We start from the raw sequence: 26,386 nt of genomic DNA, 5'->3' as shown, positions 1-26,386 counted from the left end.
TGAGCAGCGCAGGGAACCCGCGCAGCGGGGGCGGCCGCAGGGTGTCCTTTCTTTTCGTCCCTTTTCTTTGGACAAGCAAAGAAAAGGGACTCGGCCCGGCAGGGGCGAAACCGGCTCAGAGAACAAAGGCACGCGCGCTTTCATTGCCACGCCCGAACGCCCACAATACGCGCCCAGCATGAGCCCCCAACTCCAACTCGACAGCCACGGCCGCCTGCGCCACCTGCTCACGCTGGAAGGCCTCGACGCGGCGCTGCTGACGGAGATCCTCGACACCGCCGATGGCATCGAGCGCTCGCTGCGGGGACCCGACAAGAAGCTGGCGACGCTGCGCGGACGCACTATCGTCAACCTGTTCTTCGAGCCGAGCACGCGCACGCGCACGACCTTCGAACTCGCGGCCAAGCGCCTGTCGGCCGACGTGCTCAACCTGCAGATGGCGGCGTCCAGCACGTCCAAGGGCGAAACGCTGTTCGACACGCTCAAGACCCTGGAGGCGATGCAGGCCGACATGTTCGTCGTGCGTCACGAGGCCTCGGGAGCAGCGCATTTCTTCGCCGAGCACGCCGCGCCGGACGTCGCGATCCTCAACGCCGGCGACGGCCGCCATGCCCATCCGACGCAGGGCCTGCTCGACCTTCTGACGATCCGCCGCTACAAGAGCGGCGCCGGCAGCGGCGGCAATTGCTTTTCCGGGCTGCGCGTGGCGATCGTCGGCGACGTCCTGCACTCGCGCGTCGCACGCTCCGACATCCATGGCCTGCGGGCGCTCGGCACCCGCGACATCCGCGTGGTGGCGCCGCCGACGCTGGTACCGGCCGGCATCGAACAGATGGGCGTGCGCGTCTGCCACCGCATCGAGGACGGCCTCGATGGCGTCGACGTGGTGATCCTGCTGCGGCTGCAGAAGGAGCGCATGCTCGGTGCCTACCTGCCCTCCTCCGGCGAGTTCCATCGCGACTTCGGCCTCACCCGCCAGCGGCTGGGCGCGATGCGCCGCGATGCGATCGTCATGCACCCGGGTCCGATCAACCGCGGCGTCGAGGTCGAAGGCGAAGTCGCCTACGGACCGCAGTCCGTGATCCTGCAACAGGTCAGCCACGGCATCGCCGTGCGCATGGCGGTGATGTCGATGATTCTCGGGCGAGGCGGAAGAGGCCGGAGTCCGGTGGCCTCACGCCCCGCCGGGCGCGCGGCCAAGAATGGCCGGGCCGGAGGTCGATCAGGAAGCGGCACGTCGCGCCAGGGACGGCGAGCATGAAGCGCCCCGAGAACATGCGCGAATGGTCGGCGCGCGCACGCGCGCCCGAAACGCGGGCGGCAACGCCGGCAGGCACGACGCTGATCCGCGGCGCACGGGTTCTCGACCCGGGCAGCGGCGTGGACGAGACCGCCGACGTCCTCGTCGACGCCGGTCGCATTGCCGCGATCGGCGCGGCGCTCGATGCGCCGCCGCAGGCCCAGACCCTGGATGCGCGCGGCTGCTGGCTGATGCCGGGGCTCGTCGACCTGTGCGCGCGTCTGCGCGAGCCGGGCGCAACCCACAAGGCCAGCTTCGCCAGCGAGATTCCCGCGGCCTTCGCCGGCGGCATCACCCAGGTGCTGTTGCCGCCGGATACGCAGCCAGTGCTCGACACGCCGGCCATGCTGATCCGCGTGCAGCGGCTCGCTCGTCAGGCCGGCGCCCTCGACGTGCGCCTGCTCGGCGCCCTGACACGCGAACTGCGCGGCGAAGCCCTGGCCGAGCTGTCCGCCCTCAAGGCCGCCGGTGCGGTGGGCGCCAGCAACGCCTGGTCGCCCATCGACGACTCACGCATCGCACGACGCGCTCTTGAGTACGCCAAGGGCCTCGGCCTAACCGTACACGTCTACGCCCAGGATCACGGCCTCGCCGGCAGCGGCTGCGCGCACGAAGGGCCGGTCGCGACGCGCCTGGGCCTGGCGGCGGTGCCGGCCGCCGCCGAGGTCGCGGCCCTGCGGTTCTGGATCTCCCTGGTCGAGGACACCGGTGCACGCGTGCACTTCTGCCGGCTGTCGACCGCGCGCGGTGCCGAACTGATCGACGCCGCGCTCAGCCGCGACCTGCCGGTGTCCGCGGACGTGGCGGCGCACCAGCTGCATCTCTGCGACACGGACGTCGACGGCTTCAACGCCCAGTGCCACGTGCAGCCGCCGCTGCGCACCGACGCGGACCGCATCGCCCTTCGCGAGGCGGTGAGAAGCGGCGTCATCGCGGCCATCTGCTCCGACCACCAGCCGCACGAGGCCGACGCCAAGGTCAATCCGTTTCCGCTGACCGAGCCGGGCATCTCGGCCCTGGAAACGCTGCTGCCGCTGACCCTGGCACTGGTACACGACGGGCTGCTCTCGCCGCTGCAGGCGGCCGAACGCCTGTGCCATGGCCCCGCGCGCATCGCCGGGCTGGAAGGCGGGCACATCGGCATCGGCGCGCCGGCCGATCTGGCCGTGGTCGAGCCCGATACGGTGTGGACCCTGCGCGCCGCCCAGTTGCTCAGCGCCGGCCGCAACACCCCGTTCGACGGCAGACGTCTGCGCGGACGGGTGCGCGCGACGTTCCGCGGCGGCCTGCGGGTCCATGGCGGCGCGTCCTGAGCCCGGCTTTTTGGCGCCTTTGCACCGCGCTTGGTATAAAGGCGGCATAACGATTCCAGCATCCGAGGGTCCGTCCGCACGGACCGGGGAAAGACTATGGCACGCGTACTGATCGTGGATGATTCGCCGACCGACGTTCAGAACCTGCGCAACTTGTTGCAGAAGGCCGGACACACCGTCACCGACGTCTCCTCGGGGGAGGAAGCGATCGGCCGCGTGCGTGCGGAAAAGCCGGACGTGGTGATCATGGACGTGGTCATGCCGGGCGTGAACGGCTTCCAGGCCACGCGCATGCTGTCCAAGGATCCGGCGACCGCGCACATTCCGGTGGTCGTCGTCAGCAGCAAGAACCAGGAAACCGACCGCGTCTGGGCCCTGCGCCAGGGCGCCCGGGAATACCTGACCAAGCCGGTCAAGGAAGCCGACCTGCTCGCCAAGATCAATACGGTTCTCGGGCAGTAGCGGCAACCGCTTACAGGGGGAAACATGGCCGAACCACGCAGGGCCCGGGGCACCCGGCGCGAACTCGCGACGCTGATCGTCGCGGTATTGCTCATCGCCGTCGCGATGGCAGGCTTCTACTTCATCCAGCGCGTCGATACCCGTGACGAGACCTGGGTCGAGCTGTCGCGGCAGATTTCCGCGGACGTCGGCGAGGTGGTCGATGTCGGCGAAACCGCCACGCGCGGCCTGACGCCGGACTTCCTGACCCTGGTCGCACGCGTCGAGGATCTCGATCTCAATGTCGAGGCACTGGCGCAGGGCGACGACATCGCCGGCATCGAGCCGGCACCGCCGGCGGTACAGTCGGAAGTCGCCGAAGTGGCGGCCGCCTGGGAACAGATGAAGGGCACCGTGCAGACGGTGCTCGACGGCGAACAGGCCTGGCGCCTGTCGGCCAGCAGCGTCAGCACCATCCGCAGCGCGATCCATGCCGACGAGGGCGACGATCTGTTCAAGATCTACGAGCGCATCGCCGAGCGACTCGGCGGTCGCGCCGGACAGAATCCGGCCATCGCCCCGCTGGTGCGCCTCGAACGCATCTCCTCGGAGGCCACGCGCGTGCTCGGCGCCGGTCGCGACGCACTGGCCACGGTGCAGGCGCTGGATGCCGAGGTCCGCACCTTCCAGCAGACAAACGCACGTCTGGCCGGCGATGCCGAGGTCGGCGCGCTGGCGCGCGAGGCGGCCGAGCGCTTCGAGGCGGTGGCCTCGGCCAGCGAACTGCTGCTCGAGAACGCCGAAGCGGTGGACCAGTTGCAGATCGCCGCCGGCCAGCTGCAGGGCCTGGCCACCAACGTGATCGCCACCGCCAAGGCGCTGGAACAGCGACTGCTCGACACGCGCGTGCGGCAGGTGATCCTGCCGATCGTCGTCGCGGTGTCCGGCGGCCTCGCCATCGTGCTGCTGGTGATCTTCATCGTCATCACCGTGCGGACGACGCGCACGCGTCTGCAGAACGCCGAAGAGCGCGACGCCAAGCAGCAGCAGGCGATTCTGTCGCTGCTCGACGAGATCACCAACCTCGCCGACGGCGACCTGACGGTAGACGTCACCGTGACCGAGGACTTCACCGGCGCGATCGCGGACTCGATCAACTACACCGTCCAGAACATGCGCAACCTGGTCGGCACGATCAACAACACCTCGGTGGAGATCGCGACCGCGGCGTCCAACACCAAGGAAACGGCGCTGCGCATGAACGAGGCGTCCGAGCGCCAGGCCAAGGAGATCACCGCGGTCGCCAACACGATCACGGCGACCTCGCAGTCGATGCAGCAGGTGGCCGCCAGCGCCGAGCAGCTCGCCCAGCAGGCGCAGCAGTCGGTGCGGGTCGCGCACAACGGCGCCGATACCGTGAACCGCACGATCCTGGGCATGACCGCGCTGCGCGAACAGATCCAGGACACGTCCAAGCGCATCAAGCGCCTCGGCGAGTCGTCGCAGGAGATCGGCAACATCATCGAGTTCATCAACGACATCGCCGAGCAGACCAACACGCTCGCCCTCAACGCCTCGATCCAGGCGGCGATGGCCGGCGACGCCGGGCGCGGCTTTGCGGTCGTTGCCGACGAGGTGCAGCGTCTCGCCGAACGCGCGGCCAACGCGACGCGTCAGGTCGAAACCCTGGTCAAGACGATTCAGGCCGATACCAACGAGGCCATCGTCTCGATGGAGCGATCGACGCAGAACGTGGTCGTCGGCGCGAAGAGCGCCGAGGAAGCCGGTCAGGCGCTGACGAAGATCGAAAGCGCCTCGCAGGAACTGGCCAAGCTGATCACCAACATCTCGTCGTCGGCCCGCAAGGAATCCGCGCAGGCCACCAACATCGCCGGCACGATGCAGGTCATCCGGGACATCGCCGTGCAGACCTCGGGATCGGCCAACCGCACCGCAAGCGCGGTCGAGGAACTCAACGTGCTTTCGCAGAAGCTGCGCGAGTCCGTGGCCGGCTTCAAGCTGCCGGAAGACACGCTGGCCTGAGCGCCCGGCCGGCGGCAGCCGTCTTGACTCCCGCGCCCCCGGGCGCGGCGCGGCTGCGCTTGCCTCCCCCGCCCCCCCTCCTTACCATTTGCGCTCTTTTTTGCGCGGTTTCTGCACCGTCGCTCCCGACTTCCGAGGGATTTGAATGACCTTCCAGGCCGATCTTGAGAAGCTTCTTGGACTGAAAACAGTTACTTACAAGCACAATCTCGATAAAGAGGCGCTGTTTTCCGAAGCCATCGCCAACGACCGCGGCCGCGTGCGCCGCGACGGCCCCAGCAACGAGCAGAAGGCATATCCGACCAAACTGGGCGTCAAGGGCCCGCTGGTCTACTACACCGACCCGGACTGCACCGGGCGCCGCACCAAGGACACCTACGCGGTGAAATGGCCCGAAGTGGCCGACGAGATCTGGTTCAAGGCCGATCTGAACCCCTATGACCCGGCACAGTACGAAGGCCTGCTGCAGCGGGTGATCCAGCATCTCAACGACAAGCAGGCGACCCTCTACGTCAAGGACGTCTTCATGGGGTCCGACCCCGACTTCGCAGTGCCCTACCGCTTCGTCGGCGAGTACGCGACGCACGCGATGTTCGTGCACAACATGTTCCCGAAGGATCTGCAGGGCGTGCGCGATGTCGACGCGCGCCGCTGGACGATGCTCAACGCACCCAGCTTCGTCTGCGTGCCCGAGCGCGACGGGTGTCGCGCCGAGGCCGCGGTGATCATCGACGCCAAGAACAAGATCTGCCTCGTCGCCGGCCGCGCGGACTACTGCGGTGTCAACAAGAAGACCATCTTCACCGTCGGCAACTACCTGCTGCCCAAGGAAGGCCGGCTGTCGATGCACTGCTCGGCCAACGTCGGCGCCAACAACGACGCGGCCATCCTGTTCGGCCTGTCCGGCACCGGCAAGACCACGCTCTCGGCCGATGCCGCGCGCCGCCTGATCGGCGACGACGAGACGATCTGGTCCGACAACGGCCTGTGCAATCTCGAGGACGGCTGCTACGCCAAGCTGATCAACCTCGACAAGGAGGCCGAGCCGGTCATCGCCGCCGCCCTGTCCAAGCCCGGCACGATCATCGAGAACGTGCCGCCGCTGCCGGGCAAGCGGATGGAGGAATGCCATCCGGACGAGCTCGACCTGAACGACGATTCGATCGCCGAGAACACCCGCTTCTCGTATCCGCTGGACGCAAATCCCAACGTCATGCCCAACGGCCAGGGCCCGCATCCGCAGACCATCGTGCTGCTGACGGCGGATGCCTTCGGCGTGCTGCCGCCGATCTCGATCCTCGAGCCCAAGGACGTGATGTATCACTTCGTCTCCGGCTTCACGGCACGCGTGGCCGGCACCGAGGTCGGCGTCACCGAGCCGCAGCCGACGTTCTCGGCCTGCTTCGGCGGACCGTTCATGGCGCACAAGCCCAACGTCTACGCCAAGCTGCTCGCCGAGAAGATGCAGAAGCACAAGGCGCGCTGCATCCTGCTCAACACCGGCTGGAGCGGCGGGCCGCACGGCGTCGGCAAGCGCATGAGCCTCAAGGTCACGCGCGCGCTGCTCAACGCCGCCCTCAACGGCGAACTCGACACGGTCGAGACCGAGCTGCACCCGATCCTCAAGCTGAAGATGCCCAAGTCCTGCCCGGGCGTCGACAGCGGCATCCTCAACCCGCGTAACACCTGGACCGACAAGGACGCCTACGACGCGACCGCGGTGAAGCTGCGCGACATGTTCCGCGAGAACTTCAAGAAGAAGGGCTTCGCCGACTTCGGCATCGAAGAGCGCATCTGATCCGACCGTCCGCCGGAATGCGAAGGCCGCCCCCGGGCGGCCTTCGCCGTTTCTGGCACGTCGTGTGCCTGTATCAATCCCGACGGTGCGACATGCGGCACCGGTTCATCTTCGCTGGTCGATAATCGCCCGAAGTTCACATCGTCCGAGTGCCATGCCCGCCAACCGCATTTTCTGCATCGGCAAGAACTACGCCGAGCATGTCGCCGAGCTGGCCCACCTGGGCCACAGCCCCGACGGCGACTGCGTGGTGTTCATGAAACCCGCCAGCTGTCTGGTCGAGGAGGGTCAGCCCATCGTGCTGCCGCGCGACCGCGGCGCGGTGCACCACGAGGCCGAGCTGGTGATCGAACTGACCGGCGGCGGCCGCGACATTCCCGAGGACGAGGCGCTCGACTGTGTCGCCGGCATGACGCTGGGCCTCGACCTGACGCTGCGCGACCTGCAGACGGCGCTCAAGAGCAATGGCAAGCCCTGGGAGCTGGCCAAGGCCTTCGACGGCTCGGCGCCGATGGGCGCCGTGAAGCCCTACCTCGAACAGGACCTGCAGGACATCCGCTTCACCTGCCACGTCAACGGCCAGCTGCGCCAGCAGGGACACACGCGCGACATGCTGTTCCCGGTCGCACGCCAGATCCACATCCTCTCGCAGACCTGGGCGCTGGAGCCCGGTGATCTGCTGTACACCGGTACGCCCAAGGGCGTCGGGCCACTGGTGCCCGGGGACGAGATCGTGCTGTCGAGCCCCCTGCTCGGCGAGTTCGCCTGGAGCTGCGCATGACCGAGATCCCGTCCGCCGTCGCTGCCCCGCTGCGCCAGCAGTTCGCGCGCCTGACGCGCGTGTTCCTGACCGGCCTGCTCGCGATCCTGCCGATCCTGGTCACGATCGCCGTGATCCTGTGGCTGGTCCAGCTGGCCGAAGCGCTGTTCGGCGGCATGCTCGACGTGCTGCTGCCCGACCCCCTGTACCTGCCCGGCATGGGCCTGGTGGTCGGGGTCGTGCTGGTGTTTCTCGTCGGCCTGAGCCTGCAGGGTGTGTTCATGAACCAGTTGCTGCACTGGTTCGAGACCGTGCTCAACCGCATCCCGCTGGTGAAGACCGTGTACGGCGCCGTGCGCGATCTCACCGGCATGCTCGGCAGCAACGGCGAGCGCCGCTTCAGCCAGGTGGTGATGGTGCGGCTGCCCGACATGCCGATGCGGCTGGTCGGTTTCGTGACGATCGAGGACCTGCAGTCGGTGGGCCTGGCCTGCGACGACGACGAGGTCGCGGTCTACCTGCCGATGAGCTACCAGATCGGCGGCTATACCCTGCTGCTGCCGCGCCGCTGCCTGACGCCACTGGACATGGGCTTCGAGGACGCGATGCGCTTCGTCATCACCGCGGGCCTGTCGCGGCCCGGCGCCGAAGAGGGTGGAAACGGGCGGCGCGGCTGAGCGCGCATGCCGCTGGCCTACAAGATCTGGCTGCTGACGAGCCTGTATCTCGCGCAGGGCCTGCCCTACGGCTTCTTCACGCAGGCGCTGCCGGTGCTGCTGCGCGAGCAGGGTTTCTCGCTCACCGCGATCAGCGCGACGACGCTGCTGTTCGCACCCTGGGCCCTCAAGTTCGCCTGGGCACCACTGCTGGACCACACCGGCAGCCGGCGCCGCTGGCTGCTGGCGCTGCAACTGGGCGCCGTCGCCGGTGCAGCGGCGCTCGGCCTGGTCGTCGACCTGGGAGCGGCGCTGTGGCTGCTGCTGTTGTCGCTGTTCGCGTTCAATCTCGTCTCGGCGACCCAGGACATCGTCACCGACGGCCTTGCGGTGAACCTGCTCAGTGCCCGCGAGCGCGGACTGGGCAACGGCATCCAGGTCGGGGGCTACCGGCTCGGCATGATCCTCGGCGGCGGGCTGTTGCTGTGGGTGTTCGCGCAATCCGGCTGGCAGCTGATGTTCCTGGGCATGGCCGTGCTGCTGGCGATGACGGCATTGCCGGTTTTCGTTCTGCGCGAACCGGCGCCTGCCTCCCCCGCGTCGCCGCCGCCGCGTGCGCTCGTTCTGGGATGGTGGCCGCGCCTGCGGCAACCCGGCATCCCCGCATTCATCGGGCTGATCTGCCTGTACAAGTTCGGCGATTCGATGGGGGCATCGCTGGTCGGCCCGTTCATGCACGACAGCGGCCTGTCGAAGGCGCAGATCGCGCTGATCAAGGGCACGTTCGGCTCGGCGGCGACGCTGGCCGGTGCCGCCGCCGGCGGCTGGATGGCCTGGCGGCTCGGCCGACGCTCGGCGCTGCTGTCCTGCGGCCTGCTGCAGGCCGCCAGCCTCGTGCTGTACGCCATGGCCGCCCTCGGCGACAGCGGGCCGCCGCTGATCGCGGCGGCGTGCATCGCCGAGCACCTGCTCGGCGGCATGGCGGTGGTGGCGCTGTTCACGCTGATGATGGACGCCAGCGACCCGCAGCACGCCGGCACCGACTACACGCTGCTGTCGTGTGCGCTGGTGCTGATCCACGGCGCCGCGGCATTCACCGGTGCGTTGCTCGCCGACGCGGCCGGCTACGGCGCCCTGTTCGTCGTCAGCGTCGTCGTCGCGACGGCTGGCTGCCTGGTGCTGGTCGGCGCGATCGACCGCGGCGCCGGACCGGCGCGGCTGCGCGAGGTCTGGACACGGCGCATAACCTCAGAACTTCACGCACCGGCGCCCGCCCCGGGCGCCTAGGTCCGTGCATTGTTGCTATCGTCACCTCCGTCGCGCATGACGCACGGCATCGCACAGGGGGAAGCCGCGTCCATGTGACCGGGCATCGTGCCCGTACCCGGCCGCGACGAACCGGACTCATCATCCTCACCCGTTTATGGAATTCAACGCCTGGATCACGCTGGCCGTTCTGGCCGGCACGCTGGCCCTGCTGATACGCGAGAAGCTCGCCCCGGAACTGGTGCTGCTGCTCGCGATGCTGACGCTGCTGACACTCGGCGTGCTGTCGCCGCCGCAGGCGCTCGCCGGCTTCTCCAACGAGGGCATGATCACGGTCGCGGCGATGTACGTGGTGGCCGCCGGCCTGCGCGACACCGGCGCGATCGACCTCGTCGTCCACTACCTGCTGGGCCGGCCGCGCCGCCTCGCCACCGCGCAGATGCGGGTGATGGCCCCCACGGTCGCGCTGTCGGCCTTCATCAACAACACACCCGTGGTCGCGACCTTCCTGCCGGCGATCCTGACCTGGGCACGGCGCAACGGCCTCGCGGCGTCGAAGCTGCTGATGCCGCTGAGCTATGCCGCGATCTTCGGCGGAACCTGCACGCTGATCGGCACCTCGACCAACCTCGTGGTCAACGGCCTGTGGACCGGCGACGGTCACCCCGGCCTCGGGATGTTCGACATCGCCGCCGTCGGTATTCCCAGCGCGCTCGCCGGCATGGCCTATCTGATGCTGATCGGACGGCGCCTGCTGCCCGAGCGCCAGTCCGGCACGAGCGCCTTCGCGAACCCGCGCGAGTACACGGTCGAAATGCTGGTCGAGCCCGAGGGCCCGCTGGTCAACAAGACCATCGTGGAGGCGGGGCTGCGTCAACTCGGACGTCTGTACCTGGTCGAGATCGTCCGCGAAAGCCGCATCATCCCGGCCGTTAACTCCAGCGAACGCCTGCTGGCGGACGACCGGCTGGTGTTCGCGGGCGACATCGAGGCGATCGTCGAACTGCAGCGCATCCGCGGCCTGCGCGCGCCGCTGGGCGCCGACGACGCAGCGATCGCGCGCCAGTACCCGGAGCGCAAGCTGGTCGAGGTCGTGATCTCGCCGCGTTGCCCGCTGATCAACCAGACGCTCAAGGAAAGCCGCTTCCACACCTACTACGGCGCGGCAGTGGTCGCCATCGCCCGCGACGGCCAGCGCCTGCGCGGCGGCCTCGGCAAGGTCGTGCTGCGCGCCGCCGACACCCTGCTGCTCGAGGCGCGGCCGGTCTGGGTCGAACGCCATCGCCATTCGCCGGACTTTCTGGTCGTCAGCGACATCGCCGACTCCGAGGTGCCGCGTTTCGACCGCGCGGTGCGTGCCTGGGCGATCCTCGCGGCGGTCGTCGTCTCGGCAACCGCCGGCTGGGTGCAGATGATCACCGCCGCGCTGCTCGGCGCGGCGGCGACGCTGGCATTGGGCTGCGTGAGCCTGAGCGCCGCGCGCCGCAGCATCGACACCCAGGTGCTGCTGGTGATCGCCTGCTCGTTCGCCCTGGGCAAGGCCCTAGAAGTCACCGGCGCCGCGGCGTCGATCGCCGACCTGCTGCTCAACGTGCCGGGCAGCAATCCCTGGGTCGTACTGGCGCTGGCCTATCTGATGACCATGCTCCTCACCGAGATGATCACCAACAACGCCGCGGCGGTACTGATGTACCCGATCTGCATGGCGGCCGCGAAGACACTGGGCGTCAGCCCGCTGCCTTTCGTGTTCGCGGTGATGATGGCGGCCTCGGCGAGCTTCTCGACCCCGCTCGGCTACCAGACCAACCTGATGGTCTTCGGTCCCGGCGGCTACCGCTTCACCGACTTTCTCAAGGTGGGCATCCCGCTGCAGCTGCTGATGTGCGCGGTGAGCGTGAGCGTGATTCCGCTGGTCTGGCCGTTCTGAAGGTCGCGTAGGGACGCCAACCTACCCTCTCCCTCCGGGAGAGGGGGAACCGATCGCAGAGCGAGCGGTGGGTGAGGGCTGCGACCCATAGGGATCAGCGCTTGACGTGCGACATCAGCCGGCGCTTCTTCTTGATCTGGCGCGCGGACAGGACGTTCTTCTTCCCCTTGTACGGGTTGTCGCCGGTCTTGAAGCTCAGCAGCAGCGGCACGCCGACGAGCTTGAAGGCATCGCGGAAGCGGTTGGCCAGGTAGCGCTTGTAGGCGGCCGGCAGCTTCTCGGTCTGGTTGCCGTGGACGACGATGCGCGGCGGATTGCGCCCGCCCTGGTGCGCGTAGCGCAGCTTGATGCGACGGCCGAGCACGGCCGGCGGCTGATGGGATTCGACGGCCTGCTCGAGCACCCGCGTGACCTCGCCGGTCGACAGCTCGCGCATCGTCGATTCGTAGGCCTGCTGAACGAAGTCCATCAGCTCGCCGAGCCCGGAGCCGTGACGCGCCGAGATGAAGGCCGTCGGCGCGTAGTCCAGAAACGGCAGCTTCAGACTGACCTGGTAACGCACCTGCTCGCGCACGTCGCCGGCGAGGCCGTCCCACTTGTTGACCGCCAGCACCATGGCACGGCCGCGCTGGGCGATCAGCCCCATCAGGCGCGCATCCTGCTCGCCGATGTCGGCCCGGGCGTCGACGACGGCAACGACGACGTGCGCCTGCTCGATCGCCTGCAGCGTCTTGACGATCGAGATCTTCTCCACGCCTTCCCAGACACGCGCGCGACGGCGCACGCCGGCGGTGTCGATCAGCCGGTACGGCCGGCCGTCGTAGTCGAAGTCGACGCTGATCGCGTCACGCGTCGTGCCCGGCACGTCCGCGGCGAGCAGGCGGTCTTCGCCGAGCAGGCGGTTGACCAGCGTCGACTTGCCGACGTTCGGCCGACCGACGATGGCCACGCGCACCGTGCCATCCTCGTCGGGAAGCTCGTCGTCCTCGACCACGGGCAGCCCGTCGAGCACGCGCCGCAGCAGCGCCGGCACGCCCTGCCCTTTCTCCGCCGAGATCGCGATCGGCTCACCCAGGCCCAGCGCGTGAAAGTCCGCCGATGCCGTGTCGCGGTCGCGGCCCTCGGCCTTGTTGACGACCAGCGTCAGCTCCTGGCCACGCTTGCGCAGTTCGCGTGCGATCGCGGCATCCGAGGGCGTCAACCCGGCCTGCGCATCGACGACGAAGAGGATGCGGTCGGCCTCTTCGAGCGCCATGCGCGCCTGATCCTCGGCCAGCACCGCCAGCGGATCGCGCGATTCCGGCATCAGGCCGCCGGTATCGACCACCATGAACCGCCGGTTCTCGAAGCGGGCGCTGCCGTACTGACGGTCGCGGGTCAGGCCCGGCAGGTCGGCGACTAGGGCGTCGCGGGTGTCGGTCAGCCGGTTGAACAGCGTCGACTTGCCGACGTTCGGTCGGCCGACGAGCACGAGCAGGGGCAGCTTGGCGGCTTGCATGGGGGCCATTCTCCGCGAAGCCGCGCCGACGAAAAAGGCGGGCCGACCGGCCCGCCTCGTCCTTGCGTCCCGCGCAGCGGGTGGTCAGTCGACGCGGATCGCGCTCAGGCGTCCCGGCTGGTTGTAGACGTAGAGCAGGTTCTCGCCGACCGCGGGGCGTGCCCGGATCGGATCGCCGCCCGCCCGGCTGCGCGCAACCAGTCGGCCGTCGCGCGGATCCAGCCAGTGCAGATAGCCCTCGAAATCACCGACGACCACGTGGCCGGCGAAGGCCTGCGCCGGCGACAGGCGACGGTACTTCATGTCCTCGTTGCGCCACGCGGCGGCGCCGGTGCCGGCATCGAGGCCCCAGACGACGCCGGCCTCGTCGGAGACAACGACCAGCTCGCCGACGCGCACCAGACCGGTGTAACTCTTGAGTTCGCGCCGCCACAGGATCTGTCCGCTGTCGGCGTCGATGCGCACGACCTCGCCGCCGAAGCTGGCGACGAACAGATCGCCGTCGTCGAGCAGCAGATTGCCGTCGACGTCGTTGAGCCGTTCGAGCTCGTTGCGCCCTGCGGGGGCGGTCACCAGCTGCTCCCACAGCGGCTGGCCGTCGAGCATGCGCAGTGCGGCGACGCGGCCGTTGTCCATGCCGATGTACGCCAGCGCGCCGTCGATCACCGGCTTGCCGAGCCCGCGCAGGGTGAGGTTGGGCACGCTGCGGTCGAAGACCCAGCTGCGCGTGCCGCTGACGGCCGACAGCGCCTGCACCAGCCCGTCGCCGCCGCGCGCGATGACGCGCGTGCCGTCGCTGACCGGCGGCGCCAGCGCCTCGCTCGAAATCTGCGCGCGCCAGTACTGCGCGCCGTCGGCGCGCTTGAGCGCGATCACCTCGCCGTCCATCGTGCCGAGGAAGATCGCGTTGCCCGAGACGGTCGGCCCCGAGATCACGCGCGCATCGGTCTGTGTCTGCCAGATGCGCGAGCCGTCACGCGGGTCGTAGGCGTAGACGCGGCCGCGCACGTCGGCGACGAACACCGCATCGGTCTCGACGGCCGGGATCAGTGCGCTGTGATAGTCGTCGCTGCCGACACCTGCGCGCGCCGTCCACACCGTCTTCGGCTTGATCTTCGGGTTGACGATGTCCTGCAGCTCCGCCGGCTCGCGGACCTTGCCATCGCTCGAACAGCCGGCCAGTGCGGCCAGCATCAGCGCGCAGACGATACGGCGGGTCACGACTGCGCCACCGCGGTCAGATCGTCCAGCTTGCGCTGCAGGCTGTCGCGAAGACCGGGAATGTCTTCGGGCGCGCCGGCCAACGCCTTCTCGTAGGCGCCGCGCGCCGTGCCGCGGTCGCCCGCGGCCAGCGCGATGTCGCCGCGCAGCTCGTCGAACTGCGCCTGGAACGGACCGCCCGAGGTCGAGAGCAGCGCGAGCGCCGCGTCGGTTTCGCCCTGCTGCCAGGCGACGCGCGCCTCACGCAGCGTGGCGATATGACGCACGCCCTCGTCGTAGCCGTGTTCGCGCACCCAGGACAGACGCGTGCGGGCATCGGCGAAGTCGCCGGCCTCGACCGCCTGCGCGGCGAGAAACAGCATGGCGGTGGACGCGTACGGGCTGCGCGCGTGCTCGTCCGCCAGGGCCTCGCCGATGCGGCGCGCATCGTCGATGCGCTGCGCGTCGAGGGCAAGCTTGAGTTCCTCGTACATGCGCGAGGCGCTGGCGCCGCGGGCATCCTGGTGGGACTTCCAGCCCTCCCAGCCGAAGATCGCGGCCAGGCCGATGATCAGGCCGCCGGCCAGCGCCATCCAGTTCTCCTTCCACCACTGCTTGAGGCGCTCGGCCTGATCTTCGTCGTCGTAATGTGTAGCCACGGCAGCTCAGTTCCTGTTTCTATGACTCGAGCAGACCGCCGAGGCGCGCGGGCAGTTCCGCCCAGGCCAGGGTCTGCTGTGGTGGGGATGCGGCGCCGGAAGCGTCGGCGCGCAGGGATTTTACTTGAATGCTGCGGTCCGCAAGTTCGGCCTCGCCGAGAATCAGCGCCAGCTGCGCACCGCTGCGATCGGCGCGCTTGAGCTGCGCGGCCAGCTTGCCGCCGCCGGCGTTGACGATCAGGCGCAGCTGCGGCCAGGTGTCGCGCCACTGTTCGGCGAGCCTGCGCGCGGCACGCCCGGCCTCGTCGCCGAGCGCGCACAGGTAGACGTGTGCGCCGGACTCCGGCGTGACGCCGCCCTGCGACTTCATCAGCAGGATCAGGCGTTCGACACCGCAGGCCCAGCCGACGGCGGGCGTCGGCGAACCGCCCAGTTGCTCGACGAGGCCGTCGTAGCGACCGCCGGCGAGCACCGTCCCCTGGGCACCGAGCTGATCGGTGATCCACTCGAAGACGGTGCGGCTGTAGTAGTCGAGCCCGCGCACCAGTCGCGGGTTCACCGTGAACGCGATCCCCAGGTCCGCCAGCCCCTGCTGCAGGGCCTCGAAGTGGGCTCGCGAGTCGGCGTCGAGCGCATCGACGATGGTCGGTGCCTCGCGCAACACGTCCTGCGTCTGCGGCGACTTGGAATCGAGCACCCGCAGTGGATTGCGGTGCAGGCGCCGCTGCGACTCGGCGTCGAGCGCATCGGCATGGCGCTCGAGGAAGGCGACCAGCGCAGCGCGGTAACGCTCGCGCGTCTCTGCCGTTCCCAGCGAGTTCAGCTCCAGCCGGACGCCGCCGATGCCCAGGCCGCGCAGCAGCCGCGCCGACAGCGCGATGATCTCCAGGTCGATGTCCGGCCCGGCCATGCCGTAGGCCTCCGCACCGAGCTGATGGAACTGGCGATAGCGACCGGCCTGCGGCCGCTCGTGCCGGAACATCGGCCCGGCGTACCACAGCCGCTGCTGCTGGTTGTGCAGCAGGCCATGCTCGAGTCCGGCGCGCACGCAGCTCGCCGTTCCTTCCGGCCGCAGCGTCAGGCTGTCGCCCTCACGGTCCTGGAAACTGAACATCTCCTTTTCGACGATGTCGGTGACCTCGCCGATGGACCGCGCGAACAGGCTGGTGTGCTCGAGCAGCGGCAGGCGGATCTCGCCGTAGCCGTAGGCCGCGAAGCTGCGTGCGGCGACGGCGTGCAGCTGCTGCCACAGCGCAGTATCCGGCGGCAGCACGTCGTTGAATCCGCGAACGGACTGGAAGCGCTTGGCCATGAATCAGGCGCCCGTCGGCTCGGCCGCACGCGCCGTCCTGCGCGCGGCGATCTTCTCGCGTACGAGCTTTTCCAGCAGGTCCACCAACTCGTCGTTGTGCGCCTTGTGCGCGATCTTGCCGTCGACGAAGATCGAGTTCGGATAGCCGCCGGCGACGCCGATCGCCGCCTCGCGCGCCTCGCCCGGACCGTTGACCACGCAGCCGATCACGGCGACGTCGAGCGGTTCGTCGATCTCGTCGAAGCGCGATTCGAGTTCGGTCACGGCCTTGATCACGTCGAAGTTCTGGCGCGAGCACGACGGACAGGCCACCAGGTTGATGCCGCGGTTGCGCAGGTGCAGGCACTTGAGCAGGTCCCAGCCGACCTTGACCTCCTCGACCGGATCCGCGGCCAGCGAGATGCGGATGGTGTCGCCGATGCCTTCGGCCAGCAGCATGCCCAGCCCCGCGGCTGACTTTACCGCACCGGCGCGCGCGCCGCCGGCCTCGGTGATGCCCAGATGCAGCGGCTGGTCGATCAGCGCCGCGAGCTTGCGATACGCGAACACGGTCATGAAGATCTCGCTGGCCTTGAGCGAAACCTTGAAGTCCTCGAAGCTGTGCCGCTTGAGGATCTCGATGTGCCGCAACGCGGATTCGACCAGGGCGTCGGCGTTGGGTTCGCCGTACTTCTCCTGCAGGTCCGCCTCCAGGGAGCCGGCGTTGACGCCGATGCGGATCGGAATGCCGTGGTGCTTCGCGCAGGCGACGACCTCCGAGACTTTGCGGTCGCTGCCGATGTTGCCCGGGTTGATGCGCAGGCAGTCGGCGCCGGCCTCGGCAGCGGCCAGCGCGCACTTGTAGTTGAAGTGGATGTCGGCCACGAGCGGCACGTAGCCGACCTCGCGCTTGATCTCGCGGAACGCCTCGGCTGCCTTGAGCGTGGGCACCGAGACACGCACGATGTCGGCGCCCGCCTTCACACAGGAACGGATCTGCGCGACGGTCGCGGCCACGTCCTCGGTGTCGGTGTTGGTCATCGTCTGCACCGCCACCGGGGCCCCGCCGCCGACCGTCACCCGGCCGACGCGCAGCGCGCGCGAGACGCGCCGCGGAATCTGGTGGTGGTGGGTCATCGCCATGGCGGAGCGTTCGTCGGTCTCAGGGCAGCGGCAACGTGAAACGGGCGGTGTTGTTGTCGCGGGTGAAAGCGCTGATGTTCACGACCCGCCCCTCGTACTCGACCTCGGTCCCGGGGGCGTTGCCGAGGAACACGCTCAGCGGTGCCTGTCCCTGAATCGTCTCGACGGTACCGGCCGTGCGCAGACCGCTGAGCAGCACGCGACCGGCAACGTCGTCGATGCGCACCCAGGAATCCTGCGTGAAGCGCAGGCGCAGGCTGCCCGGAGGCGCCGCCGCGACCTCGGGCGTCGGCGCCGGCACCAGCGTCGCGTCGGGCGTCGCCAGCGGTTCGGGCGGTGTCGCCATCTCGGCCGCGGGAGGCTCGACCGTCGGCTGCACGGCGCTGAGCGGGACTTCCTCGAGCACTGCGGAAGCCGGTGGATAGGCCTGACGATCGTCGCGCGCGAACCAGATGAAGGCGCAGACGATCACCGCGACGACTGCGGCAAGCACCGCCATCGACACCGGCAACCGGCTCGTCGACCCGAGTTCGGTGCCGGACGCCAGACGCAGTTTCGCCGGTGCCTCCGGCGTACGCGGCGCCACGCGGGCGTTGTAGGCGGCGATCAGGCGCTCCTCGTCCATCTCGAGCACCTTGGCGCACTTGCGGTAGTAGCCGCGCACGTACACCGGTTCGAGCAGCGACTGGTAGTCGTCGCGCTCCAGCGCCTCCAGCGTCGGTCGCGCCAGCTTGGTGTGCGCGGCCATGTCGTCGATCGAGAGTCGCGCCTGCTCGCGCGCCTCGCGGATCATCGTACCGGGGCTTGCGGGGGGCGGCGGCGCGGGCGCCGGTTCCGGGGGCAGATCCGGGGTTTCGTTGGTCATGACGGATCGGGCGTCAGCTGTACGGCTTGTTCGGACTCGGGGAATTCGAGCAGCAGGCGTTGCTCGAGGGCATTGGATGCGGCGACGTCGCCAAGGGCGGCCTCGGCACGCGCCGCGATGAACAGCAGTTCCGGCGTGGCGCCGGTCGACAGATCGTAGCGCTGCAGGAATGCACGCGTGCGCAGGTAGTCGCCCTGGTCGAAACTCAGTCGCGCCATCTGTCCCAGCGCATCGCGATAGGCCGGGTCGATCTGCAAAGCCCTGCGCAGGTGTCGCTCCGCACGCTCGGCATTGACGCCCAGCATGCAGCGGCCGGCGTTGGTCAGCGCCGCTGCCGGCGTCGCGTAGCGGGCATCCTTCGCCGCTTCGAGAAAGTACGGCTCGGCCTCGTAGCTGCGGTTGCGGCTGCAGAGGAACACGCCGAAGTTGTTCTTCAGCGCGGGATCGTCGGGACTGAAGCCCAGCGCCTTGCGGTAGTGGATCTCCGCGCGCTGCGGATCGTCGAGGTTCTGGTAAACGTAGGCAATGCCGGCATGCGCGGGTGCGAGTTCGTCGTCCTGGCTCAGGGCGCGCTTGAGCTTGTCGAGCGCCGCGGCGAACTGGCCGCGCTGCGCGTAGCTCAAGCCGAGCTGCGCGTTGATGCGCGCCGCATCCTGTTTCTCCGCACGCGTCATCGTGCTGCCGCAGGCGGCGAGCAGGGTCACGGACAGGATCAGGACGATACCGCGCATCACGCGGTGGTCACCGGAACGTCGCCGATCCGGGTGCCCAGGCGGTTCTTCTGCCGGGACATCACCTTGCCGACGAGCTGGCCGCAGGCCGCATCGATGTCGTCGCCGCGCGTCTTTCGCGTCGTCGTCAGGATGTGCTTGTCGCGCAGGATCTTGGCGAAGGCCTGGATCGCCTCCGGCGACGAGCGTCGGTAGCGGGTCTGCGGAAACGGATTGAACGGAATCAAATTGACCTTGGCCGGCATGCCGGCGAGCAGCTTGGCGAGCTTGCGCGCATGCTCGGGCCGGTCGTTGATGCCGTCGAGCATCACGTACTCGTAGACGATGTGCGTCTTGCGGTCCTTGCCGGCGGTGTAGCGGCGGCAGGCGTCGAGCAGCTCGGCGATCGGGTACTTGCGGTTGATCGGGACGATCTCGTCGCGCAAGGCGTCGTCGGGTGCGTGCAGCGAGACCGCGAGGGCGGTGTCGACATCCTCGCGCAGCCGGTCCATGTACGGCACCAGCCCGGAGGTCGACACGGTCACGCGCCGCTTGGACAGGCCGAAACCGAAGTCATCGAGCAGGATGCGGATCGCCGGCAGCACCGCGTTGTAGTTCGCCAGCGGTTCGCCCATGCCCATGAAGACGATATTGGAGATGACCCGGCCGCCGCGTTCGTCCTCGGGCTGGTCGCGGTCCTTCCAGTGCTGGCCGTGAAAGTCGCCGCCGAGCGTGCGCGCCGCGAACCAGACCTGGGCGATGATCTCGGCCGTCGTCAGGTTGCGGTTGAAGCCCTGCTGGGCGGTCGAGCAGAACGAGCAGTCCATCGCGCAGCCGACCTGCGAACTGATGCACAGCGTCGCGCGACCTTCCTCGGGGATGTAGACCGTTTCGATCGCGTTGCCGCCGTCGAGGCGCAACACCCACTTGCGCGTGCCGTCGGTCGAGACCTGCTCGGTCACCAGCTCGGGCGTGCGGATCTCAAAATGACGGGCGAGCCGTGCGCGCAAGTCCTTCGACAGGTTCGACATGCCGTCGAAGCCATCCTGCCCGCGGCGGTAGATCCACTGCATGACCTGGTCGGCACGATACGGCTTCTCGCCCATGGCCGCGAAGGCCGCGCGCAGCTGCGCGCGGTCGAGACCGAACAGATTGGTCACCGGCGAGGGCCGATCCTGCGGGCGCGCAGACTCGACGGCGGCCGCAAGGGCCGCCGCACGGTCTTCACTGTCGATGCCCTTATCGGTCACGCATCACCTGCAACGGATCGAAAAGCGGCGCGCGTCAGCGCGTCCGCGGGCAGAGTTCGGTGGCGCGGAAGAAGTAGGCGATCTCGATCGCCGCGTTCTCGAGGCTGTCCGAACCATGGCAGGCGTTCTCGTCGATCGACGAGGCGAAATCGGCGCGGATCGTACCCGGCGCCGCCTTCTTCGGATCGGTGGCGCCCATGATCTCGCGATACCTGGCCACGGCGTTCTCGCCTTCCAGCGCCATCACGACCACCGGACCGCTGGTCATGAACTTGACCAGGTCGCCGAAGAACGGACGCTCCTTGTGCACCGCGTAGAATCCCTCCGCTTCGCGCTGCGTCAGGTGCTGCATGCGCGCGGCGACGATCTTCAGGCCGGCCTTCTCGATATAGGAAATCACGCCGCCGATGGCATTGTTGGCGACCACGTCCGGCTTGAGGATGGAAAGGGTACGTTCGACCGACACTGAGCAAACTCCTTCAAAAGCAAAAGAAAATGGGGCCGGCCGGCATTCCCGGCAGGCCTAATGAAATCAGTGGATTATAGCGGCCGCTGCTGCAGCGCGGCAATCAGATGGGCGCGACTCAGGTGGTGAAGCTTTCGCCGCAGCCGCAGTGGGCCCTGGCATTGGGGTTGACGAACTTGAAGGCCTGATTGAGCCCCTGCTTCTGGAAATCCAGCGTCGTGCCGACGAGCAACGGCAGGTACTCGCGGCGAACGACCACGGTGGCCCCGTGCTGCTCGAACACGGCGTCGCCGGCTTCGACGGCGTCGGCGTAGTCCATCGTGTAGGCATGCCCCGAGCAGCCGGACTTCTTGATGCCGACACGCAGGCCCAGCCCGTGACCGCGCTGCTGGAGTTGCAGCTGGATACGCTGCGCGGCGCGTTCGGTCAGGTGGATACCTTGGTTCGACTCAGTGCTCATGCGACTCGGGATTTCAGTTCGGCTTCCAGGGCGCGGATCGCGTCCTCGCCCATGAAGGCACAATGGGCGCGCTCATCGGGAATTTCAAGTGCGGCGCGGATCGCCGGCGCATCCAGTTCCGACAGAGCCAGACGCCCCTGCGTCTCCAGGCGCTCGGCCAGCCACGCGCCGACCGCGATCGTCACCGGACAGCCGAGCGCACGAAACCGCGCCCGCGGCACCGGTCCGGCGGCGAAACTCAGTTCGAGCACGAATGAGGCGGCCGGGCTGCGGGCGCGGACGCGGACGACATCGTGCCCATCCAGTCCGCCGGCACGCTCGGGGCTCACGAACCGCCGCCACACGGCGTCGGGATAGCCGAACACGTTGTCCATCACGCGTCTGCCGGCGCCAGCCCGCGCAGCAGCTCCACCGCCGCGCGCACCTCGCGCGCTGCCTGATCGATCTCGGCCTCGGTCGTCGTGCGGCCGGGCGAAAATCGCAGCGAGGCGCCGGCCAGCCGGTCGTCCCGACCCAGCGCGCGCAGGACGTACGAGGGTTCGCGCGTCGCCGACGAGCAGGCCGAGCCGCTGGAGACAGCCAGATCCGGCAGACGCGCCCGCAGGCTCTCCCCTTCGATGCCGCCAAAACTCAGATTGAGAATGTGCGGCGCGGCCCCATCCGCTGCGCCGTTGCGCCACACGTCGGGCAAGGTGCCGAGCTGCGCGTACAACCGCGCACAGAACGCCTTCATCCGCGGGGCGTCGACCTCGAGCCGCTGGGCCGCGAGCGCCGCGGCCTGCCCCATGCCGACGATCTGGTGCGTCGCCAGCGTGCCCGAACGCATCCCCTGCTCGTGTCCGCCGCCGTGCATCTGCGGCGCCAGACGGGCGCGGGGCCGCTTGCGCACGAACAGCGCGCCGATACCCTTCGGGCCATGGAACTTGTGCGCCGACAGCGACAGCAGATCGACCGGCACCTCGGCCAGATCGATCGGCAGCTTGCCGGCCGCCTGCACCGCGTCGACGTGCAGCAGCACGCCGCGCTCGCGCAGCAGCGGGGCCAGTTCGCGAATCGGGTTGACGGTGCCGATCTCGTTGTTCACCCACATCAGCGAGACCAGCGCCGTGTCGGGACGCAGCGCCGCGAGCACCTGCTCGACGCCGATGCGGCCATCGGACGTCGGGTCGAGCCAGCTCACCCTTACGCCGCGGGTCTCGAGATAGCGGCAGGTGTCGATCACCGCTTTGTGCTCGATGCGCGTCGTGACCAGGTGCGCCCGCTCCAGACCGCGGAACTCCAGCGCACCCTTGATCGCGAGGTTATTGGACTCGGTGGCACCGGAGGTCCAGATGATCTCCTCGGGCTGCGCCGCGAGCAGCGTCGCGACCTGCGCGCGCGCGCACTCCACGGCCGCACGCGCCCGGCGGCCAAGTGCGTGGTCCGACGCCGGATTGCCGTAGCCGCCGGCGTCGTCCAGCCAATCGAGCATCGCCGCACGCACCAGCGGATCCAGCGGCGTGGTCGCCGCATGGTCGAGATTGATCATGCGCCCGCCACCGCGCCGCGTCCCGCCGAGCCCAACACGCGGAGGGCGTCGACGAAGCCGTCGACCTCCTCGGCGGTGCTGGCAACCCCAAGACTCACGCGAATCGCCCCGCGTGCAGTCTCCCGCGAGAGACCCATCGCCAGCAGGACGTGGCTGGGCTCGCCCTTGCCGCTGGCGCAGGCCGAACCGCTGGAGACGGCAAATCCCTTGCGGTCGAGCTGCATAAGCAGGGCCTCGCCGTCGTATCCGGGAAGCGCGAACTGCACCGTGTTCGGCAGCCGCTCCACCTGGGCGCCGAAGATCACCACGCCGGGTAGCTCGCGAAGCGCCGCCTCCAGCCGCTCCCGCAAGACACCGACATGACCGGCCCGTGCCTGCCACTCGCGTTCGGCGAGTTCTGCCGCCTCGCCGAAGCCGACGATCGCGGCGACGTTCTCGGTTCCGCCGCGCAGGCCTTTCTCCTGGGGACCACCGTGGTGCAGCGGCCACAGGTCGATCCCCGCGCGGCGCACCAGTGCGCCGATGCCCTTGGGCCCGTAGAGCTTGTGGCTCGACAGGCTCATCAGGTCGGCGCCGAGCGCCTCGAAATCCAGCGCCATCTTGCCGGCTGCCTGCACGGCGTCCACGTGCAGCCGCGCGCCTGCGGCGCGGACCATCGGAGCGGCCCGCGCCACATCCTGGATGACGCCGGTCTCGTTGTTGGCGCGCATCAACGCCACCAGCGCGACCGGGCCCCGCTCGAGCTGCCGCGCGAAGGCCGGCCAGTCGACCAGCCCCTGCCCGTCGACCGCCACCGCCTCGACGGTCCGCTGATCGCCCAGCGCCTCGGCGGCTTCCATGACTGCCGGATGCTCGGTCGCCCCGTACAGCACCCGCCCGGGATGCAGTGCCGCCACCCCCTTGATCGCCAGGTTGTTCGACTCGGTGCCGCCCGAGGTCCAGACGACCTCGCCGGGCTGGGCGCCGACCAGCGACGCGACCTGCACACGTGCGCGCTCGACCGCATCGCGCGCCGCGCGCCCGAAGCGGTGCAGCGACGAGGCATTGCCGTAAGGCCCGGACAGATACGGGAGCATCGCCTCGAGCACGCGCGGATCGACGCGCGTGGTGGCGTTGTGATCGAGATAGGCAGGCATCGGTCAGACCGTGTCGCGGCCGTGTGCGACGAGACGATTCATCTCAATCGAGGCCGGCTCGCGCCTTCGTGTCCGCCCGTTCGCCCGCTTCGGCATCGTCTCTGCAGAAATCCGGCAGTTCCAGACGCCCGAGCTCGAGCTCCGGCATGCGGCTGTCCAGTGCGCGCACGACCTTGCACATGCGCGTGAGCTGCTCGTCCTGCGTCTGCACGTGCTCGAGAATCTTCGCGATCGCCTTGGCGACCGGGTCCGGCATGCCCTCGTCGGTGAGGCCGTAGGCATGGAATTCCGTCTTGCGCTGGGCATCGACGCCGACGACGCGTGCCGGAATGCCGACCGCGGTCGCCCCATCCGGCACCGCGCGAACGACCACGGCGTTGCTGCCGATGTTGGCGCCGGCGCCAACCGTGAACGGGCCCAGCACCTTCGCGCCGGCACCGACGACGACGTTGCTGCCCAGCGTCGGGTGCCGTTTCGCCCCGCGCGTCAGCGAGGTGCCGCCCAGGGTCACGCCTTGGTAGATCGTGCAGTCGTCGCCGACTTCCGCGGTCTCGCCGATCACGACGCCGAGGCCATGATCGATGAACACCCGGCGCCCCAGCCGGGCGCCCGGGTGGATCTCGATGCCCGTGAGCCAGCGCGCGAGGTGCGAGTTGAAGCGCGCCAGCCACTTGAATCCACGCATCCACAGGGCGTGCGAGATCCGGTGCCCCCAGATCGCGTGCAGCCCCGGATAACAGGTCACGACCTCCCACCAGGACTGGGCGGCGGGATCACGCTCGCGGATCGAGCGGATGTCTTCGCGGATGCGATCGAACATGACGTGCTCTTCGGCTGGCTTGAGGCGGGACTCGGCTGCGGTTCCGGCGGCAGGCGGGATGCTTTTTATTCTAGACCAATTTAGTCCGCTTTAGGCGCGTCTTTCGGCGGCGCGCCGGGGGTCGGCGGCGCAATCCGCCGGCGCTTGGGCTGCTCCACCGAGGTGAGAATCCCGCGCAGGATGTTGAGCTCGTTGCGATCCGGCGCCGAGCGATTGAAGTAGGTCCGCAGCCGCCGCATCAGCATGCGCGGATTGGCCGGGTCCAGAAAACCGGTCGACAGCAGGCAACGCTCGAGGTGCTCGTAGAAGCGTTCCATTTCCTCGGCGGTCGGCGGTGCGTACCAGGGATGCTGCTTCTTCGGCGAAACCGCCGCCTGCTCCGGGGCCGCCGCGCGACGCAACTCGTAGGCCACGACCTGGACCGCCTGCGACAGGTTCAGCGAGCTGTAGTCGGGGTTGGCCGGAATCAGTGTCGTGGCGTGGCAGAGGTCCACTTCCTCGTTGGTGAGGCCGGTTCGCTCGCAGCCGAAGACGAAGGCCACCGGCGCCTCCCCGGCCACCGCGACCGCGCGCTCCGCCGCCTGCCACGGGCGCAGCGGCTCGTCGCCGAGGTGGCGTACGCGGGCCGACAACGCGACGACCCAGCCGCAGTCGGCCACGGCCTCGTCGAGACTGCCGACGACGCGCGCACCGTCCAGCACCTCGGCGGCGTGGGCGGCAGTGGCCCTGGCCTGCGGATGCGGGAAGCGGTCCGGGTTGACCAGCACCAGATCACGCAGCCCCATCGTCAGCATCGCGCGCGCGCTCGCGCCGATATTGCCCGGATGCTGGGTCGAGACGAGGACGATGCGAATGTTGCCGAGAAGACTGCGTGTTGCGCGGATTTCCATGGATTGCTTGTATGAAAAGTCGGCGCCAGTGAGGCGGATCGAGCGAGAGTCCTGTGAACTCTCGCTCCGCCGAACGGCGCCGTCGTGTACAGGACGTACGTGCACACGATATTCTAGGATGCCTTTTTTCGTTCCTTTCAGAACATGCATCCGCTGGTCAATATCGCCGTGATGGCTGCGCGTGCAGCCGGCAACTTCATCATGCGCAGCTTCGACCGGGCGGACCAGCTCACCGTCGAACGCAAGGCACGCAACGATTTCGTCACGCAGGTCGACCGCGGCGCCGAGGCGGAAATCATCCGCCACATTCGCAAGGCCTATCCCGACCACGCGATCCTCGCTGAGGAATCCGGCTTTCTGGGTAGCGAGAAGGCCGGGCCACGCGGCGACAGCGATGTCACCTGGATCATCGACCCGCTCGACGGCACAACCAACTTCCTGCACCGCATTCCGCACTTCGCGGTGTCGATCGGCGTGAAGGTCAAGGACCGGATCGAGCATGGCGTGATCTACGCCCCCTGCACCCAGGATCTGTACAGCGCCAGCCGCGGCCAGGGCGCGGTGCTCAACAGCCGCAAGCTGCGCGTCAGCGCCTGCCGCGACCTCAGCCAGGCCCTGATCGGCACCGGCGTGCCGCTGAGCGAGGAGTACCTGGACCACTACACGACGATGCTGCGCAACGTCGCCCGCGAGACGGCCGGCGTCCGCCGCGCCGGATCGGCGGCGCTCGACCTTGCTTACGTCGCTTCCGGGCGCCTAGAGGGTTTCTGGGAGTACAACCTGAAGCCCTGGGACATGGCGGCCGGCATCGTGCTCGTGCAGGAAGCCGGCGGCGTCGTGCGCGAACTCGAGGGCGGCGACGATGTCCTCGCCAGCGGCCACGTGCTGGCCGGCACGGTCGGACTGATCGATCCGCTCAGCGAACTGCTGCCGCGACGACGGCCGGCCGCGGCCTGACCCGCCGAC

General features: G+C 68.8%; 24 protein-coding genes and 1 pseudogene. 10 read left to right on the top strand and 15 right to left on the bottom strand.

Translation table 11 applies throughout. The annotated features are described in order from the left end of the window. Positions 1-178: 178 nt before the first annotated feature. The 9 genes and pseudogenes from C8D93_RS14815 to C8D93_RS14775 form a co-directional block, all read left to right on the top strand. A pseudogene (locus C8D93_RS14815) lies at positions 179-1,141 on the top strand (aspartate carbamoyltransferase catalytic subunit); the annotation flags it as partial. Between the two features lie 134 nt (positions 1,142-1,275). Beyond that, on the top strand, positions 1,276-2,613 hold the full coding sequence (locus C8D93_RS14810) for a dihydroorotase (RefSeq protein ID WP_380732534.1): 1,338 nt from the start codon (positions 1,276-1,278) through the stop codon (positions 2,611-2,613). 96 nt (positions 2,614-2,709) lie between these two features. Next, positions 2,710-3,075, top strand: a complete 366-nt coding sequence (locus C8D93_RS14805) for a response regulator (RefSeq protein ID WP_110265985.1) — start codon at positions 2,710-2,712, stop codon at positions 3,073-3,075. Between the two features lie 24 nt (positions 3,076-3,099). Beyond that, complete coding sequence (locus C8D93_RS14800) at positions 3,100-5,097, top strand: methyl-accepting chemotaxis protein (RefSeq protein WP_110265984.1); 1,998 nt, start codon at positions 3,100-3,102, stop codon at positions 5,095-5,097. Positions 5,098-5,242: 145 nt separating this feature from the next. Next, positions 5,243-6,895, top strand: coding sequence for a phosphoenolpyruvate carboxykinase (ATP) (locus C8D93_RS14795; RefSeq protein WP_110265983.1), 1,653 nt, complete (start codon positions 5,243-5,245; stop codon positions 6,893-6,895). Positions 6,896-7,049: 154 nt separating this feature from the next. After that, on the top strand, positions 7,050-7,676 hold the full coding sequence (locus C8D93_RS14790; protein WP_110265982.1) for a fumarylacetoacetate hydrolase family protein: 627 nt from the start codon (positions 7,050-7,052) through the stop codon (positions 7,674-7,676). Next, on the top strand, positions 7,673-8,332 hold the full coding sequence (locus tag C8D93_RS14785; RefSeq protein WP_110265981.1) for a DUF502 domain-containing protein: 660 nt from the start codon (positions 7,673-7,675) through the stop codon (positions 8,330-8,332). Before C8D93_RS14790 ends, C8D93_RS14785 begins: the two co-directional genes overlap by 4 nt. 6 nt (positions 8,333-8,338) lie before the next feature. Beyond that, positions 8,339-9,598: an MFS transporter gene (locus tag C8D93_RS14780; RefSeq protein WP_110265980.1), complete on the top strand. Its 1,260-nt coding sequence runs from the start codon at positions 8,339-8,341 to the stop codon at positions 9,596-9,598. Positions 9,599-9,734: 136 nt separating this feature from the next. Next, a complete protein-coding gene (locus tag C8D93_RS14775) occupies positions 9,735-11,504 on the top strand; it encodes an SLC13 family permease (RefSeq protein WP_110265979.1) in 1,770 nt (589 codons plus the stop codon). 94 nt (positions 11,505-11,598) lie between these two features. Here C8D93_RS14775 and der read toward each other — a convergent pair whose 3' ends face one another. The 15 genes from der to C8D93_RS14700 form a co-directional block, all read right to left on the bottom strand. Beyond that, entirely contained in the window at positions 11,599-13,002 is a 1,404-nt protein-coding gene (gene der / locus C8D93_RS14770; RefSeq protein ID WP_110265978.1) for a ribosome biogenesis GTPase Der, read from the bottom strand. Between the two features lie 84 nt (positions 13,003-13,086). Then, positions 13,087-14,223, bottom strand: a complete 1,137-nt coding sequence (gene bamB, locus C8D93_RS14765) for an outer membrane protein assembly factor BamB (RefSeq protein WP_245903918.1) — start codon at positions 14,221-14,223, stop codon at positions 13,087-13,089. After that, positions 14,220-14,861 (bottom strand): YfgM family protein, encoded by a 642-nt coding sequence (locus C8D93_RS14760; protein ID WP_110265976.1) that lies wholly within the window; start codon positions 14,859-14,861, stop codon positions 14,220-14,222. The genes bamB and C8D93_RS14760 overlap by 4 nt, the downstream gene beginning before the upstream one ends. Positions 14,862-14,880: 19 nt before the next feature. Beyond that, positions 14,881-16,173 (bottom strand): histidine--tRNA ligase, encoded by a 1,293-nt coding sequence (hisS, locus tag C8D93_RS14755; RefSeq protein ID WP_110265975.1) that lies wholly within the window; start codon positions 16,171-16,173, stop codon positions 14,881-14,883. Positions 16,174-16,176: 3 nt separating this feature from the next. Next, entirely contained in the window at positions 16,177-17,289 is a 1,113-nt protein-coding gene (ispG, locus tag C8D93_RS14750) for a flavodoxin-dependent (E)-4-hydroxy-3-methylbut-2-enyl-diphosphate synthase (RefSeq protein WP_110266022.1), read from the bottom strand. A gap of 25 nt (positions 17,290-17,314) precedes the next feature. Beyond that, positions 17,315-18,160 (bottom strand): helix-turn-helix domain-containing protein, encoded by an 846-nt coding sequence (locus C8D93_RS14745; protein WP_110265974.1) that lies wholly within the window; start codon positions 18,158-18,160, stop codon positions 17,315-17,317. After that, entirely contained in the window at positions 18,157-18,891 is a 735-nt protein-coding gene (gene pilW / locus C8D93_RS14740; RefSeq protein WP_110265973.1) for a type IV pilus biogenesis/stability protein PilW, read from the bottom strand. The genes C8D93_RS14745 and pilW overlap by 4 nt, the downstream gene beginning before the upstream one ends. Continuing rightward, on the bottom strand, positions 18,891-20,030 hold the full coding sequence (rlmN, locus tag C8D93_RS14735; protein ID WP_366515937.1) for a dual-specificity RNA methyltransferase RlmN: 1,140 nt from the start codon (positions 20,028-20,030) through the stop codon (positions 18,891-18,893). The genes pilW and rlmN overlap by 1 nt, the downstream gene beginning before the upstream one ends. A 124-nt stretch (positions 20,031-20,154) precedes the next feature. Further along, positions 20,155-20,586, bottom strand: coding sequence for a nucleoside-diphosphate kinase (gene ndk / locus C8D93_RS14730; RefSeq protein WP_110265972.1), 432 nt, complete (start codon positions 20,584-20,586; stop codon positions 20,155-20,157). 118 nt (positions 20,587-20,704) lie between these two features. Continuing rightward, on the bottom strand, positions 20,705-21,046 hold the full coding sequence (locus C8D93_RS14725; RefSeq protein ID WP_110265971.1) for a HesB/IscA family protein: 342 nt from the start codon (positions 21,044-21,046) through the stop codon (positions 20,705-20,707). Next, on the bottom strand, positions 21,043-21,420 hold the full coding sequence (locus C8D93_RS14720) for an iron-sulfur cluster assembly scaffold protein (protein WP_110265970.1): 378 nt from the start codon (positions 21,418-21,420) through the stop codon (positions 21,043-21,045). The genes C8D93_RS14725 and C8D93_RS14720 overlap by 4 nt, the downstream gene beginning before the upstream one ends. Further along, a complete protein-coding gene (locus tag C8D93_RS14715) occupies positions 21,420-22,574 on the bottom strand; it encodes a cysteine desulfurase family protein (protein ID WP_110265969.1) in 1,155 nt (384 codons plus the stop codon). Before C8D93_RS14715 ends, C8D93_RS14720 begins: the two co-directional genes overlap by 1 nt. Continuing rightward, positions 22,571-23,710 (bottom strand): cysteine desulfurase family protein, encoded by a 1,140-nt coding sequence (locus C8D93_RS14710; protein WP_110265968.1) that lies wholly within the window; start codon positions 23,708-23,710, stop codon positions 22,571-22,573. The genes C8D93_RS14715 and C8D93_RS14710 overlap by 4 nt, the downstream gene beginning before the upstream one ends. Positions 23,711-23,753: 43 nt before the next feature. Beyond that, the gene (gene cysE, locus C8D93_RS14705; RefSeq protein ID WP_110265967.1) at positions 23,754-24,530 is read right to left on the bottom strand and encodes a serine O-acetyltransferase; all 777 of its coding nucleotides are present in this window, start codon (positions 24,528-24,530) and stop codon (positions 23,754-23,756) included. An 80-nt stretch (positions 24,531-24,610) separates the two neighbouring features. Then, entirely contained in the window at positions 24,611-25,420 is an 810-nt protein-coding gene (locus C8D93_RS14700; RefSeq protein WP_110265966.1) for an RNA methyltransferase, read from the bottom strand. A 144-nt stretch (positions 25,421-25,564) separates the two neighbouring features. On the opposite strand from C8D93_RS14700, the gene C8D93_RS14695 reads away from it, so the two are divergent. After that, a complete protein-coding gene (locus C8D93_RS14695) occupies positions 25,565-26,377 on the top strand; it encodes an inositol monophosphatase family protein (RefSeq protein WP_110265965.1) in 813 nt (270 codons plus the stop codon). Positions 26,378-26,386: the final 9 nt, after the last annotated feature.

The sequence above is a fragment of the Sinimarinibacterium flocculans genome (assembly GCF_003201205.1).
GTDB classification, from domain to species: Bacteria; Pseudomonadota; Gammaproteobacteria; order Nevskiales; family Nevskiaceae; genus Solimonas; species Solimonas flocculans.
Note: the sequence above shows the minus strand (reverse complement) of the source record. Positions and strands in the feature narration are given on the sequence as shown.

What these genes read in the sequence shown, in the direction of transcription:
- C8D93_RS14810 (WP_380732534.1), top strand. Translation starts at nt 1,276, where the DNA reads ATGCGCGAATGGTCGGCGCGCGCACGCGCGCCCGAAACGCGGGCGGCA.
- C8D93_RS14805 (WP_110265985.1), top strand. Translation starts at nt 2,710, where the DNA reads ATGGCACGCGTACTGATCGTGGATGATTCGCCGACCGACGTTCAGAAC.
- C8D93_RS14800 (WP_110265984.1), top strand. Translation starts at nt 3,100, where the DNA reads ATGGCCGAACCACGCAGGGCCCGGGGCACCCGGCGCGAACTCGCGACG.
- C8D93_RS14795 (WP_110265983.1), top strand. Translation starts at nt 5,243, where the DNA reads ATGACCTTCCAGGCCGATCTTGAGAAGCTTCTTGGACTGAAAACAGTT.
- C8D93_RS14790 (WP_110265982.1), top strand. Translation starts at nt 7,050, where the DNA reads ATGCCCGCCAACCGCATTTTCTGCATCGGCAAGAACTACGCCGAGCAT.
- C8D93_RS14785 (WP_110265981.1), top strand. Translation starts at nt 7,673, where the DNA reads ATGACCGAGATCCCGTCCGCCGTCGCTGCCCCGCTGCGCCAGCAGTTC.
- C8D93_RS14780 (WP_110265980.1), top strand. Translation starts at nt 8,339, where the DNA reads ATGCCGCTGGCCTACAAGATCTGGCTGCTGACGAGCCTGTATCTCGCG.
- C8D93_RS14775 (WP_110265979.1), top strand. Translation starts at nt 9,735, where the DNA reads ATGGAATTCAACGCCTGGATCACGCTGGCCGTTCTGGCCGGCACGCTG.
- der (WP_110265978.1), bottom strand. Translation starts at nt 13,002, where the DNA reads ATGCAAGCCGCCAAGCTGCCCCTGCTCGTGCTCGTCGGCCGACCGAAC.
- hisS (WP_110265975.1), bottom strand. Translation starts at nt 16,173, where the DNA reads ATGGCCAAGCGCTTCCAGTCCGTTCGCGGATTCAACGACGTGCTGCCG.
- ispG (WP_110266022.1), bottom strand. Translation starts at nt 17,289, where the DNA reads ATGACCCACCACCACCAGATTCCGCGGCGCGTCTCGCGCGCGCTGCGC.
- C8D93_RS14745 (WP_110265974.1), bottom strand. Translation starts at nt 18,160, where the DNA reads ATGACCAACGAAACCCCGGATCTGCCCCCGGAACCGGCGCCCGCGCCG.
- pilW (WP_110265973.1), bottom strand. Translation starts at nt 18,891, where the DNA reads ATGCGCGGTATCGTCCTGATCCTGTCCGTGACCCTGCTCGCCGCCTGC.
- C8D93_RS14725 (WP_110265971.1), bottom strand. Translation starts at nt 21,046, where the DNA reads ATGAGCACTGAGTCGAACCAAGGTATCCACCTGACCGAACGCGCCGCG.
- C8D93_RS14720 (WP_110265970.1), bottom strand. Translation starts at nt 21,420, where the DNA reads ATGGACAACGTGTTCGGCTATCCCGACGCCGTGTGGCGGCGGTTCGTG.
- C8D93_RS14715 (WP_110265969.1), bottom strand. Translation starts at nt 22,574, where the DNA reads ATGATCAATCTCGACCATGCGGCGACCACGCCGCTGGATCCGCTGGTG.
- C8D93_RS14710 (WP_110265968.1), bottom strand. Translation starts at nt 23,710, where the DNA reads ATGCCTGCCTATCTCGATCACAACGCCACCACGCGCGTCGATCCGCGC.
- cysE (WP_110265967.1), bottom strand. Translation starts at nt 24,530, where the DNA reads ATGTTCGATCGCATCCGCGAAGACATCCGCTCGATCCGCGAGCGTGAT.
- C8D93_RS14700 (WP_110265966.1), bottom strand. Translation starts at nt 25,420, where the DNA reads ATGGAAATCCGCGCAACACGCAGTCTTCTCGGCAACATTCGCATCGTC.
- C8D93_RS14695 (WP_110265965.1), top strand. Translation starts at nt 25,565, where the DNA reads ATGCATCCGCTGGTCAATATCGCCGTGATGGCTGCGCGTGCAGCCGGC.